The sequence below is a fragment of the Coprobacillus cateniformis genome, from assembly GCF_009767585.1.
GTDB lineage: Bacteria > Bacillota_I > Bacilli_A > Erysipelotrichales > Coprobacillaceae > Coprobacillus > Coprobacillus cateniformis.
Window position 1 is genome coordinate 1,362,429 of record NZ_WSNW01000001.1, and the last position, 14,494, is coordinate 1,376,922.

Sequence of the window (14,494 nt, forward strand, 5' to 3'; positions counted from 1 at the left end):
GACAAGTAAACTTGTCATGATATAATAGATATGTAAAGAAAACTTGTCAATGATGGAGATGATAATATGCAAAAAGATGAGATTCTTGAAAAGGCAAAAAAGAAAAATGAAAATGATCTTGATGAAATGGAGATGCAAATAATGTTAAAAGCTAATCAGTTTGCTGTCATTTCAAGTTTTATCATTTGTATTGTTCTCATGGTTATTAAAATACTAGCAAATCAGCCTTATTATGATGTTTATGGTATTGTTTGTATGATTATGTGTTGCCAAAATCTTTATTTTGGTTTAAAAACCCATAAAAGAACACATATTGTTTTAGGTATTGGTTGGGGTCTTCTCACAATACTTATTATTGGAACTTATATTATTGATGTACTTGGTTAGGACATGATAAATATCCAATAGTGGAAAAATGAAGGAGAACTCTTTATTGAAAGACTTTATATCGATGAGGCTTGTTGGTATATATAGTCATGTCATTTTTATGATCTTAAGAGGACGTGATTACAGATGTTGTCTTTATCCTCCAATTCATTTTTCTTATTTGTTTTTATGGAATGAGTGGATATTTTAAAATCGATAGAACTTGTACACTGAATTTTATCGGCTTAATGATTTATAAAATAAGCTTATGATATGTTAGGATGGGATAAGATAAAATGAATGATCAATTAATTCTTAGAAATAATTTAAAAGAGGCACGTCATGAAAAGAATATCTCGCAAACAGAGCTAGCTAAAATGGTTGGTGTTTCTAGACAAACTATCAGTTCAATTGAGACTGGGCAATTTAACCCAACTGCCAAATTAGCACTCATATTATGTATTGCTTTAGATAAAACATTTGAAGAATTATTCTACTTTGATTAAAGAGACCAGAAATATAAACATATTCCTTTGATAGAAAGAATAGTGTTTGATTTCTGGTTTTATTGTTGTTGTTGAATTAAACGAATAGAAGCAATGATAATATCAACAATATGTCTAATTGCAAATTTATTATATTTATCTTCATATGAAGGAACTATTAAAGTGTATTTAGGAAATTCAATATTATGATTACAAGTGACTAGCCATGTTTTGACATCAGCATTGACTAAACGTGAAATAATTCTCTTATTTAATTGAAAAATGGTGCCATTTGTACTCAGTATCACTAAAAGATGATCTTCTTTAAATTGATACTCTTTAATAAAATCTGCATCACAAATAACTACAGGTATATACAGGGCGCTTAATTCTACCTGAATCACATTACAAAGTGAACGATTATCTCCTTGAGCATAAAGATAAACTTTTTGACTCCTTAATATATCGTTAATCAAATGATTCAAATTAGAATAATTGATCTTATCACCAACATACATAATTGTTTGCGACATATATTCAGCGAATATCTTGGCATTTTGGGGTAAATCATATTCTTTTGAGAAGAACGCAGGTTTATCTCTAAAGGAATGGCTATAATCGACACAAGCATCTTTAAATTCTAAATAAGATGCAAAGCCAAGATTCTTAGCACATTTTGATATTTGGCCTTTAGAAGTATAACAATCTTTTGCAACTTCTTCTATTGTCATATGAGCAATATCATGAATATTGGACTTTATATATGCACAAAACACATACATTGTCGTATAAGATTCAACACTATTCAGGACTTCATTGAGTTTATCAATAATCATATATTCATCCCCTTACTTCTCTTTCTTTCATTATACACGAAAAACTCTTACTCATACATAGCAAGAGTCAATCGTTTGTACATTCATCAATCTAGGTCTTCCCCATGAGACGAGATGACTTTTTGATACCAGTAGAAAGAGTCTTTCTTATATCTCTTCATTGTTCCCTTTCCATAATCATCACTATCTACATAGATATAACCATAACGTTTACTACGTTCTGATGTTCCGGCACTGACAATATCAATGCATCCCCATGATGTATAACCAATCACTTTTACGCCTTCATCAATACATATTTTCATTTGGTGAATATGTTCCTTTAAGTATTTGATACGATAATCATCATGGACTTTTTTATCAGTTGTAAGTGTATCATATGTACCTAATCCATTTTCTGAAATAATAATTGGTTTATGATAACGATCCCATACTTCATTAATCGCAATTCTTAATCCAATTGGATCAATTTGAAATCCCCAATCAGTCACTTCTAGATTATCATTACGTACTTTTCTTGGATGAAATTCATCAATAATTTCATTGTCTGGAACAAAAGCAACTAAGCCTTCTTCGTTTTCAGGCGATGCACAAGTACATAAAGAATAATAATAACTAAATGAATTGAAATCTACTGTATTCTCTTTAAGAAGAGTTATATCTTCTGGCTCCATCTTAATATTCACATGATTTTTCTTTAGATATGTCAAAGCATATTCAGGATATCGACCTTTAGATAATATATCTAAGAAAAAGTAATTCACACGATTCGCTGATTGAGCTGCTAAAATATCCTCTGGTTTATTTGTTTTTGGATAATATAATGACATTCCTAACATTGACCCTATTTGAAAATGAGGATTGATTTCTCTTGCTACTTTTGTAGCAACAGCACTTGCAACAAATTGATGATGCAAAGCTTGGAATGTGGCTTGTAATTCACCTTCTGATTTTTCAATAAATATAGCTCCACCTGTATATGGTAAATGTAGTGACATGTTAATTTCATTGAATGGAATCCAATATTTGACTTTATCTTTATAACGTTGAAATACAGTCGTTGCATAATTCTTGAAGAATTGGACTAACTTTCTATTTTCCCATCCATTATATTTTAAGGCAAGATTTAGTGGTGTTTCATAGTGTGATAGAGTCACTAATGGCTCAATGCCATATTTTAAACATTCGTCAAAAACATTATCATAGAAAGCTAATCCCTCTTCATTAGGGGTTTCATCATCACCATTTGGATATATTCTAGGCCAGTTAATAGACATTCTAAAACATTTAAAGCCCATCTCTGCCATTAATGCAATATCTTCTTTATAGTGATGATAGAAATCTACCCCCCACCTTTTCGGATAATATTCATTATCATGTTGCCCTGCTATAATCTCTAGAGCTTCTTCATATGTCACTGTCTCAGTATTTTTACCTTGACTAATCTCTCTTGGTACAAATTTAACCATGTCAGCAGTGCTTAAACCCTTACCACCTTCATTATATGCTCCTTCTAACTGATTAGCGGCTGTAGCACCACCCCATAAAAAATCTTTTGGAAATTGACTCATAACTCTTCTCCTTTACGATTGTTGTGTTTGTTGCTTATTAGCCATTGCAACAAATGGTAAATAGATCAATACACATATGACAAAGACAAGACAGACTGATACTGCCGTTTCCCATGAACCTGAAGCTGATAAGAAAGCTTTAATAGGTTGTGGAGTTGTCCAGCCAACATCTAATGTACCTGGCAATACAAATCCTGTTGAAATCATTAATGCACCTAAACCCATTGAAACAATTGGACTTAATATAAATGGAATCACAAGTATTGGATTTAAGACAATTGGCAGCCCAAAGATAATAGGTTCATTAATACAGAATAAGCCTGGTATGAATCCAATCTTAGCTGTTTTTGTATAATCATCCCTTTTCCAACCCTTCTTGCGAGATAAAATTAAGATAGCAACTATCAATGCAAGTGTATTTCCTGTCCCGCCAATACATCCATAATTTTCAAAAAGTGCAAACCATGTATAAGGATATGGTGATCCAGCAGTTGTTCCAGCTTGTGCAGCATAAGAAATATTAGCAATATTCATTGATGCATAGAGTGTTAGATAAATAGGAGAAACTGTAAATGTTCCATGAATTCCTACAGACCATAAAATCATAGCCATCAAGATTAAGATAAGTGGTGTAAATGGAGTAGCTCCTAAAGATTGAATTGGTGCTTGTAAAGCAGCATAAACCAATGCATTTAACCCAGCAGGTTCAATTAATGAAATACAATAAGAAACAATTGAAGTCAATATAATAAGAATAGCCGAAGGAATTGCAACCATAAATGATTTTGCCACTTCAGGTGGAACTTGTTCAGGCATCTTAATTTGAAGTTTGTCAACCTTTGTTAACTTACTAAAACCATAACCAACTAGTAATCCAGCAATAATGGCTACAAAGATACCATTTGCTCCTAAATAAGAATCAGTTAACATGCCTTCTACTTTAGGTGGATATAACACAAAGAATGATGCCAAAGCTGTAAGCCCAGCTTTTAAGCCATCAACTTTATATTGATTGGCCATATTTCTAGCAATTAAGAAAACGATAAAGACAGCCATTAAATTAATTGTTCCATTCCCTACTGGTGCAAGAACAGCTTGGAAATCATCTAAGTTAGGAATCAATTTCACAAGAAACTGACCAATAAAACCTGTAGAACTTAATAATACAACATTAATACAGACAACGATTGACCCCACAAATGTAAGAGGGAAAATCTGTATAAATGCATCACGGATAGCAATTAGCCCTTTAATACTATTGAGTTTCGTCGCAAAAGGCATAAAATATTTTTCAAAAAAACGATTTAAAGCTTGCATACTTTCTTCCTCCTTTTTTAGTTCAGTCATTCATTTAAAAAGAGACTTACATAAAATGAATGAATAATGTTATCTGATTTATGATAGCTTGATCAGTTCTATAATAAATCTTGACATGCCCCCTCCTCTTTTCACCTTTATTATATTCAAAAGTTTTCTCAAAATCAAAAAAGTTTCCACGAATGGAAACCCTTACATTTAGATAAAATCTACATATTTAAGTTATAATACAGAAAAAGACAATATTTGACATAAAATAAAACTCTATCATGAATTCTATAAATACTTTTTATTATACAAATATTGATTCATTAATTCTCTTAATAAATACTCAATAGCAAGATGGATATGTAATCGAGAATCAATATCATAACCTTCGTCTTTAGATACAGAAACATTCATAACATAATCAGATAATTGTGTCATTGGTGAATTTCTTGTTTCTGTGACTAACAAGATTTTACAGCCACTTAATTTAGCATTCTTCATCACATCAAGAATAGGCTCTGTTGTTCCACCTCTAGAAAGGACAATAACAAAATCTTCTGCCGTTAAATTATTAGCTTCTAAATAAAGAAACCAATGATCATCAGGATATATTGTTCTAATTCCATACAAGCTTAATTTAACAGCTAATATTTTAGCAACATATTTATTCATCCCTGAAGAACAAATCAAGACACTTTTTGCTTGAACAATATCTTTAACTGCATCATTAATATCTACATTTCTTAACATTTCCATTGTATCTTTAATTTCTTTTTCTAATGAATCACAGGTACTTTCAGTTGGTGCTTGATATTCATATTCATCTCTGCGATGATATAATAAATCATACCGAAAATCCATAAATGTTTTATAATTTAATTTCTTAACCATTCTAAAAATTGTTGTAGTAGAAACATTAAGTGTATCTGCTAAAGAAGAAATAGTGAGGCTTGGTTCTAAATCATGGAATGCTAATAATTTATTAAAGCATTCTATTTCTAATTCAGTTAAATGATTACCATGTTTTTGAAAGTTCTTAATCAAACTCATATATTACCATCCTTTCTACAAGAAAATAGAGTAGAATTCATCTACTCTATTATAACAGTAACAAAAGTATTTGACATAATATTTTTGATAATAATTTCACCATTTTTATTTTCAAGTTCTATTTTTTTCTTCTCTTGAACATCACTCAAATAACATTTCTTTGTTAAAGGAACATGAAATCTAACATTCTCCACATCATTATCACGATTATTTACTATACGAATAACTGAATATTGTCCATGTTCTGCTTTCTTTAAAGCCATAAGTTCTACACGTGTATCAAGACTGATAGCACTATACTGCCAATCTAGACCTTGATTTTTCTGTCTACTTATATCATTTAAATAACGTGTTTGTACAGGCGTATTTAGCATTTCTGCATCTTGTATCATCTTTGACATATCTGCTTGTATGCCAAAGAATAAAGAGTATTCACTCGTTATGTTCTTATTTAATAACTGCGAAGATGGAGCATCCATACGATATCCAGAAGCTCTTCCTGGTCTAATTAGCAAGTCTGCTTTTCCAAATTTCCCTACACTTCTTAATAAAGTTAAACAGATTTTCTGATTATTTTCTATTTCATATTCTAAAGGGCCTTTACTAATCAGTGCCATAATTGACTTTTGGTGATGTAATTGAACAAAGCGCTGCATTGCATACATTGGTAAAACATATTCAGTTGCACCGTCTTCTAAACTCTTTTGATTTTCGATAATATTTTTACGAATAATTGTTCCAAACTGATCTTGACTACAATTTTCTTCTGATTGGTAAAGATCATCAAAAGTGACTCTAACAATATGATCACATGAATGATTTTCAATTGTTGTTGTAAAATCAATTGTCTGACTTCTTGCTTTTAATGAAACATCACTAATTATTTTTAATGCTTCTAATTCCTGAACTCGTTCATGATTAACGACTTTTGCTGGAACCTTGGCATTGTATTCTATACGATACTTGACTTCAATATCAGAAGATTCAATACATGTTATTGTTGGTTGATTATGATAAATACTGATTTCTTTATCGTTTCCACATGGTGAATAGTTATACTCATCACCATCATCTCCCTTTTCTACGAAAGCATTTAAATGATGATAAACCTCTTTTGTTTTCTTATTTTCAACTGATATTGTTCCATCTTTTTGAATAAACATCTTTAAATATTGGTTTTCTGCTCCATTCTCTAAGATTTGAACATCGCCAATCATTTCTTGAGAATTTTGTTGATGAAAACAAACTTTTAAGATTTCATATCCCATTGCTGGAAGAATAGATGCATCTATTTTGATTTGTATTTTATATTTTGTACCTTCTAAAACCTCTCCAGAATCATGAAAGTTCTCCATACCATTGTAATACTCAATATCGTGACACGTTGCTATGACTTCATTCATCATCTGATACGGAACAATTGTCCCATCTTGACGCTTTAATACAAAATCTTTATGTTTAACAATCATGCTTACAAATGCATAATCCTGTCTTTGATATGGCAAAGTATTAAACAATACAAGTATATCTTCATCTTTTTGTACTGAACTTAGATTTGCTGATTCTGCCAAATATCTAAAATTCATCCAGATAAGTTCATTTAAACCATGTCTTAAATTTAATAAACGATTCTCAACAGTTTGATTAATACTCTCAGGTGATGAACTATATATAGAATCATGAAATTGATTTTTAAAGATAATTTTCCAAAAATAATTCACCAATTCCTGATGACAATGACCACCTTGAAAACGTGAAATAGCAATCATTGGTTCAACAACCTTAGCCATAAGGGTCTCATAATATCTCATGGCATTTTTAATATCAATACGAGTTGAGGTAATACCAGCATGAATTCTCCCTAACGTCGCACTTCTTGCTTCGCCTTGATATTCTTCAAGAACATGATGATTGTGTTTAGCAGCTGATAAGAGAGTCTCTAGGTAATCTTCAGGATTGTTCATTTGACAATCATAACCTTCTTGCTTTAATTTTTCAATCATTAAAGAAGAGTGCTTACGTGGAAAGGCATAATCACTTCCTAGCATAAACAAAACTTCCTGATCCTGAAAACGTGCTTCTAATTTTGGTATAAAGTCTTGCATATCTGCTTTGACATTTTCATATTCTTCTGGAAAACCACGATAATGACCATAACCTAAAGCAAAATGAACAGTAGGTAATTTAACATTCCCATTTCCTTTCCACATAAACAAGGAATCCTTTAAGACTTCATAATCAAATCCACGCCAAGCATAAATTCCTTTCATGCCCAATTCTTTAAATAAATATGGTGTAATTTTATTTTGCCCAAAGGCATCAGGAACCCACCCAACATTCATACAATGACCTAATGATGATGCATATTGAGACCCAATGAGTAAATTTCTAACCAATGCTTCACCTGAAGGAATAATCATATCAGGTTGAACATACCAAGGACCAATGAAGAGTCTTCGTTCTTTTACTAATTTTTTTATTGTCTCTTTTTGAAACGGTTGAATTGCAAGATAGTCTTCTAAAGCAGCAGTTTGACCATCAAAAGTAAAGTAATACATTTTGGGATCATTCTCTAACATATCAATTAAACGATCGAAGAAATAGACAAGCTTTATTCTTGATGAATCTGTTGAACGTAGCCATTCTCGATCCCAGTGAACATGTGGAATAAAATGTATTCTACTCAACTGTCACACCCACATTCTCAGCAGTTTCACTATTTTGTTTGATTTGTAATTTCACAAATGGATAATAAAGAACTAAATCTAATGCAAACAAAGCAACCATTAAGATAACTGGACTGATTGTAAATGCACCTAATACCCAAGCATTTGCAAAAACTGGTTCTACACCTGAATTTAATACAACCAAATGATTAACCCATCCAGCAGCGGTTGCAACATAACCAACAATTGCATTAATAACTGGTACAAATACAAATGGTAAGAACATAATTGGATTGAAAACAATTGGTAATCCAAATGTTACTGGCTCATTAATTCCAAATAATCCAGGAATAATAGCAACCTTTCCAATTGATCTTTCAGCTGAACCTTTCTTACCTAAAACAAGTAATAAGACAACTAATGCTAATGTTGAACCAGAACCACCAATCATTGCATAAACATTACATAATGTATTAGGTGCAATTTCTTTAATTGCAGCAAACGATCCAGTCTCAACATATAATTGAATATGTTCGTAGAAGATTGGCATCCATAATACAGAGATTAATCCCCACATAATTGAGAATCCATGAACTCCAAAGAACCATAATAACTGCATAATAATAATGACAATAATAACTGCTGGTAAACCAGTACCAATACCATTAAGTGGCGAAATAATAAATTGTGTAATTAATTGTTGCAAAGATTCAAATCCTGCTAATAAGACAACTTCTTTCACAACTGAAAACACTGTAATAATAACTAAGAATGGAATGATAGACATAAATGAATTCAACACCATTGGTGGAACTTGTCCAGGCAATTTAATTGTAAAGTTAGAATTAATTAAACGGTAGTACATATAAGATGATAGTAGTCCGATAATCATTCCAGCAAACATTCCTTCATAATTAAAGAAATTAATTTGGAATGCTGTAATTGTATTATCACCTACTTGAAGTGCATTTGGAATTGTTGCAATATAAGCAATTAAAGAAACAATACTTGCAACCAAAGGAACACATTTATCTCCTTCTTTACCCATTCTTAATTGTGTTGCATAATTATATGAAGATGCAAGCACAACAACAATACCAATCAACCCCATAGCAACTGTATTGATGTTAGAAAAAGCATGAACAACACTACCTAAAATTCCTTCTAATGGGATTCCCCATTGTCCAAACCAATAAGTCGCTTGTTGGCTGACAAGCCCTGCCAAAGAACCAACAACAGTAAATGGTGTTGTTAAGATACATGCGTCTTTGATCGCATTTAATAATTTATTTGATGTAATTTTATCTGAAAATGGCATCAAATATTTTTCTAAAAAAGTCATAATATATTTCATTTGAAACTTCCTCCCTTGCATATTCAAGTATATAATAAGCGGTTACATAAAAAAATTACAGAAACTGTAATTTTTTTACATCTTAAAATATGCTTTCAATACAAGTTCAGCAAATAAAGAATTTGCCCAGCAAAACCAAGGCCTTGTATATTTTGAGTCATCGTTGACATCAAAACTTTCATGACAGACTCCAGTCCCACCAGTATTATTCATAATCATATCAATTAATTCTTTCATTTCATTTTCATTTTGTGAAGTTAAACCCTGCATTGATAATGCAATTGGCCAGATATATTGTGGCCATGTATGTGGCGAACCAATTCCCTTTGCACGTGTTCCTTCATAATAATAAGGATTTTCATGACTCAAAACAAATTGTCTCGTATTTTGATAAACTTCATCTTGATAATCAGTAAACCCTAAATAAGGAACTGATAATAAACTTGGTACATTGGCATCGTCCATTAAAACATGATTTCCATATCCATCTGTTTCATATGCATACATCTTACCATATTGAGGATGATGAACAATTCCAAATAATTCTATTCCATAGTCAATTTGAAATTTCAAATCAACAATACGTTCTTCTAAATACGAATCTTTATAAATATCTCTAACAATTTCTCTTAAATAATTTAAAATTACACTACAAAACATATTACCAGGAATATTATAGTTAAATGTACACGCATCATCAGATGGGCGAAAAGCACTCCATGTCATTCCTGTATATCTTGTATCAAAGCCATGTCCATGATTTTGAAGTGTTTCTGTTTTTCTTAAATCCCATGTCTTAGCTATATCTCTTTCAAAAGTGTATGTAGAGTTTTCACTATGTTTTTGTTCTAATTCGATAATATTAAGTATTGTATGAATAAAATGTAAATATTTTTCATCAAAGAGACTTTGATCTTTTGTCTCTTGATAATATTGATAAGTCAGTTTGACAGGATAACATAAAGAATCTAATTCATATTTTCTTTCCCAGACATAAGGTTTCATTATTGTTGTATCATGATATTCTCTTTCAACATCTGGTTCACTCAGAAAAGCATTAGCATAAGGATCAAGCAATATGTAATCAACCTGCGCTTTAATTAGACCTTTAATAAGTTTTTGTAACTTTAAATCATCTTTTATAAACTTAAGATAATGATTCACTTGGCAACTAGAATCACGTAACCACATAGCATTAATATCGCCAGTAATGATATACGTTTTATCTCCTTTTACTTTGACACTTGTTTCTAATGTTGATAGAAAGCATTTTTTAAACATTTCTCTTAGTTTTTCATCTTCTAATATAGTATCTGCTTGTTTGAATAAATCTTCTATTTTCATATTCTTTTCCTCCAACTCTATCTTAACTATATTTAACTCTTTTGTCTATTTCAAGGAGAGAATTATTTTTACAAACTTAATAATAGAAAAATCACGTGGTTTTCCCACGTGATAGATTTCTATTTATCAATTATTTAATGGCTTTATGATATTCTTGTAAAGATTTAACTTCATGACTACCATGAATCTTCATTTCCATAATACCTTCTAATGAAGCTTTTGCAGCAGCAATATTTGTCATATATGGAATTCTCATTTTAATAGCTGATTTACGAATATAACTATCATCATGAGCACTTTGTTTACCATGAGGTGTATTAATAATAATTGCTAAATCACCATTTGTTAAAGCATCATTAATATTTGGTCTACCTTCATGAATCTTCTTAATCTTTTCTACAGGAATTCCACTTTGTTTAATCAATTCATATGTATTTCCAGTTGCGACAATTGTAAATCCAGCATCATAATATCCTTGAGCCAAAGCTACAACTTGTGGTTTATCTAAATCATTAACACTGAATAAAACTTTTCCTTCAGTTGGAAGAATTGTTTTTGCACCTTCTTCAGCTTTGTACATTGCTGCACCGTATGAACTGGCAATTCCTAAAACTTCTCCTGTTGATCTCATTTCAGGCCCTAAAATTGGATCAACTTCTGGGAACATATTGAATGGGAAAACAGCTTGTTTAACCCCAATATGTGGAATTTTCTTTTCAGTTAATGTAGGAACTGGAGAAACTCTTCCAGTTAATTCGCTTGTCACAATATCAGTAGCAATTTTAACCATGTTAATATTACATACTTTAGATACCAAAGGCACTGTTCTTGAAGCTCTTGGATTGGCTTCTAATACATAGACCTTATCATCAGCAATTGCATATTGCATGTTCATTAAACCACGAACATTCATTTCTTTAGCAATTTTCTTTGTATATTCTTTAATTGTTTCTAAATGTCTCATTGGAATATGTTTAGAAGGTAGGATACATGCTGAGTCTCCTGAATGAATACCAGCTAATTCAATATGTTCCATAACTGCAGGAACAAATACATTTGTACCATCACTAATAGCATCTGCTTCACATTCCATAGCATTATTTAAAAATCTATCAATTAAGATTGGTCTATCTGGAGTTACGCCAACAGCCGCTTTCATATATTGTTCTAATGATTCATTATCATAAACAACTTCCATACCACGACCACCTAATACATAAGAAGGTCTTACCATTAATGGATAACCAATACGTTTTGCAATTTCTAATGCTTCTTCTACATTGACTGCCATTCCTGATTCAGGCATTGGAATTTCTAATTTTTCCATCATTGCATTGAATAAATCTCTATCTTCAGCCATATCAATTGTTTCTGGTGTTGTTCCTAGGATATTTACACCATTTTTCTTTAATTGAGCAGCTAAGTTTAATGGTGTTTGTCCACCAAATTGGGCTATAACACCAACTGGTTTTTCTTTTTCATGAATGCTTAAGACATCTTCTAATGTTAATGGTTCAAAGTATAACTTATCAGAAGTATCATAATCAGTAGATACAGTTTCAGGGTTACAATTGACAATAATTGTTTCAAATCCTAGTTTTTTTAGTGCTAAAGAAGCATGAACACAACAATAGTCAAATTCAATACCTTGACCAATTCTGTTAGGTCCTCCGCCTAAAATCATAATTTTCTTTTTATCAGTATGAATATCACTATGATCTGGAGCATTATATGTAGAATAGTAATAAGCATTATCTTTTGTACCACTCACATGAACTGGTTCCCACGCTTGATTAATTCCATTAGATAATCTTTCATTTCTAATCACTGCTTCTTCTACATCTAAGATTTCACTTAAATATTTATCAGAGAAACCGTTTTGTTTTGCTTGTTTTAAAACATCTACAGGTAATTCTTTTCCTTTGAATGTTTTTATATTTTCTTCTTCTTCAACTAATTCTTTCATTTGTTCAATGAAATAATGTTTAATTTGAGTTAATTCAAATAATTCTTCTACTGTTGCCCCTTTTCTTAAAGCCTCATACATAATGAATTGTCTTTGACTTGTTGGTACAGTTAACTTTTGTAGTAATTCTTCTTTTGTTAATTCATTGAAGTTTTTCGCATATCCTAATCCATATTGACCAATTTCAAGTGAACGAATTGCTTTTTGGAAAGCTTCTTTATAAGTCTTACCAATACTCATAACTTCTCCAACAGCCTTCATTTGAGTTCCAAGTTTATCTTCCGCACCTTTGAATTTTTCAAATGCCCATCTTGCAAATTTAATAACAACATATTCACCATCTGGTTGATATTTATCTAAAGTTCCATATTTTCCACATTCAATCTCATCTAATGTTAATCCTGCTGCTAACATAGCAGAAACAAGGGCGATTGGGAAACCAGTTGCTTTAGATGCTAATGCTGAAGAACGTGAAGTTCTTGGATTGATTTCAATAACAGCAATTCTATCAGAGACTGGATCATGAGCAAATTGTACATTTGTTCCACCAATAACACCTACAGATTCAACAATTCTAAATGCTTGATCTTTTAAACGATCTTGAACTTCTTGAGATATTGTTAACATTGGAGCACTACAGAAAGAATCTCCAGTATGAACCCCTAATGGATCAATATTTTCAATAAAGCAAACTGTAATCATGTTTCCTTTTGCATCTCTGACAATTTCAACTTCTAATTCTTCCCATCCTAAGATAGATTCTTCAATTAAACACTGATGAACTAAACTTGCTTGTAAACCACGAGAAACAACTGTTTTTAACTCTTCTACGTTATAGACAAGTCCTCCTCCAGCTCCACCCATAGTGTAAGCAGGTCTAACAACGACTGGATACCCTAAATCTTCAGCAATTTCTAATGCATGTTCAACTGTATTCGCAATCTCACTCTTAGCCATTTCGATGCCAAGTTTATTCATTTCTTTTTTGAATTCAAGGCGGTCTTCTCCTCTTTCAATTGCATCAACTTGAACACCTAATACTTTCACGTTATATTTATCTAAAACACCAGCTTCTTGTAATTCTAAACATAAGTTTAATGCTGATTGTCCACCTAAGTTTGGTAACAATGCATCTGGTCTTTCTTTTTCAATGATTTGTGTTAATCTGTCTAAATTTAATGGTTCAATATAAGTCACATCAGCAGTTTCTGGATCTGTCATGATGGTTGCTGGGTTTGAATTGACTAATACAATCTTATATCCCAAACCTCTTAATGCTTTACATGCTTGTGTCCCTGAATAATCAAATTCGCACGCTTGACCAATAATAATTGGTCCAGAACCAATAACTAATACAGTATTAATATCTTCTCTTTTTGGCATATATATTCCTCCACTTTCTCTTTATAAAAATTCTCATAAAAAAGACATATCAACAAAAATGATATGCCTAATGAAACAAATATAAAAAACGAGAAAAAGAACTTTTTTTGCAATTGTTTTTAACTACAATATCTCTAAAAAATGTCATTTTTCCTCATTCCTTCCTTA

General features: G+C 31.4%; 10 protein-coding genes. 2 read left to right on the forward strand and 8 right to left on the reverse strand.

The genetic code is table 11. The annotated features are described in order from the left end of the window. The first annotated feature begins 66 nt into the window (after window positions 1–66). Both GQF29_RS06910 and GQF29_RS06915 read left to right on the forward strand, forming a co-directional pair. Window positions 67–387 (forward strand): DUF6442 family protein, encoded by a 321-nt coding sequence (locus tag GQF29_RS06910; RefSeq protein WP_008789258.1) that lies wholly within the window; start codon window positions 67–69, stop codon window positions 385–387. 275 nt (window positions 388–662) lie between these two features. After that, complete coding sequence (locus GQF29_RS06915; protein WP_008789257.1) at window positions 663–872, forward strand: helix-turn-helix transcriptional regulator; 210 nt, start codon at window positions 663–665, stop codon at window positions 870–872. Window positions 873–931: 59 nt separating this feature from the next. Here the strand turns inward: GQF29_RS06915 and GQF29_RS06920 are convergent, their stop codons facing one another. The 8 genes from GQF29_RS06920 to carB form a co-directional block, all read right to left on the reverse strand. After that, window positions 932–1,687 carry a MurR/RpiR family transcriptional regulator gene (locus GQF29_RS06920; RefSeq protein ID WP_008789256.1) on the reverse strand — a complete coding sequence of 252 codons (756 nt, stop codon included), beginning with the start codon at window positions 1,685–1,687 and terminating at the stop codon, window positions 932–934. Window positions 1,688–1,773: 86 nt separating this feature from the next. Beyond that, a complete protein-coding gene (locus GQF29_RS06925; RefSeq protein WP_008789255.1) occupies window positions 1,774–3,258 on the reverse strand; it encodes a glycoside hydrolase family 1 protein in 1,485 nt (494 codons plus the stop codon). 12 nt (window positions 3,259–3,270) lie between these two features. Further along, complete coding sequence (locus GQF29_RS06930) at window positions 3,271–4,575, reverse strand: PTS sugar transporter subunit IIC (RefSeq protein ID WP_008789254.1); 1,305 nt, start codon at window positions 4,573–4,575, stop codon at window positions 3,271–3,273. A gap of 276 nt (window positions 4,576–4,851) precedes the next feature. Continuing rightward, a complete protein-coding gene (locus GQF29_RS06935; protein ID WP_008789253.1) occupies window positions 4,852–5,613 on the reverse strand; it encodes a MurR/RpiR family transcriptional regulator in 762 nt (253 codons plus the stop codon). Between the two features lie 41 nt (window positions 5,614–5,654). Next, window positions 5,655–8,300 carry a glycoside hydrolase family 38 N-terminal domain-containing protein gene (locus GQF29_RS06940; protein WP_008789252.1) on the reverse strand — a complete coding sequence of 882 codons (2,646 nt, stop codon included), beginning with the start codon at window positions 8,298–8,300 and terminating at the stop codon, window positions 5,655–5,657. Continuing rightward, window positions 8,293–9,633 (reverse strand): PTS sugar transporter subunit IIC, encoded by a 1,341-nt coding sequence (locus GQF29_RS06945; protein WP_008789251.1) that lies wholly within the window; start codon window positions 9,631–9,633, stop codon window positions 8,293–8,295. The genes GQF29_RS06940 and GQF29_RS06945 overlap by 8 nt, the downstream gene beginning before the upstream one ends. A 75-nt stretch (window positions 9,634–9,708) precedes the next feature. Next, window positions 9,709–10,977, reverse strand: coding sequence for a glycoside hydrolase family 125 protein (locus tag GQF29_RS06950; RefSeq protein WP_008789250.1), 1,269 nt, complete (start codon window positions 10,975–10,977; stop codon window positions 9,709–9,711). Between the two features lie 130 nt (window positions 10,978–11,107). Continuing rightward, window positions 11,108–14,326, reverse strand: a complete 3,219-nt coding sequence (gene carB / locus GQF29_RS06955) for a carbamoyl-phosphate synthase large subunit (protein WP_008789249.1) — start codon at window positions 14,324–14,326, stop codon at window positions 11,108–11,110. Window positions 14,327–14,494 lie beyond the last annotated feature (168 nt).

Coding starts and splice junctions, on each gene's coding strand:
- GQF29_RS06910 (WP_008789258.1), top strand. CDS start 67: ATGCAAAAAGATGAGATTCTTGAAAAGGCAAAAAAGAAAAATGAAAAT.
- GQF29_RS06915 (WP_008789257.1), top strand. CDS start 663: ATGAATGATCAATTAATTCTTAGAAATAATTTAAAAGAGGCACGTCAT.
- GQF29_RS06920 (WP_008789256.1), bottom strand. CDS start 1,687: ATGATTATTGATAAACTCAATGAAGTCCTGAATAGTGTTGAATCTTAT.
- GQF29_RS06925 (WP_008789255.1), bottom strand. CDS start 3,258: ATGAGTCAATTTCCAAAAGATTTTTTATGGGGTGGTGCTACAGCCGCT.
- GQF29_RS06930 (WP_008789254.1), bottom strand. CDS start 4,575: ATGCAAGCTTTAAATCGTTTTTTTGAAAAATATTTTATGCCTTTTGCG.
- GQF29_RS06935 (WP_008789253.1), bottom strand. CDS start 5,613: ATGAGTTTGATTAAGAACTTTCAAAAACATGGTAATCATTTAACTGAA.
- GQF29_RS06945 (WP_008789251.1), bottom strand. CDS start 9,633: ATGAAATATATTATGACTTTTTTAGAAAAATATTTGATGCCATTTTCA.
- GQF29_RS06950 (WP_008789250.1), bottom strand. CDS start 10,977: ATGAAAATAGAAGATTTATTCAAACAAGCAGATACTATATTAGAAGAT.
- carB (WP_008789249.1), bottom strand. CDS start 14,326: ATGCCAAAAAGAGAAGATATTAATACTGTATTAGTTATTGGTTCTGGA.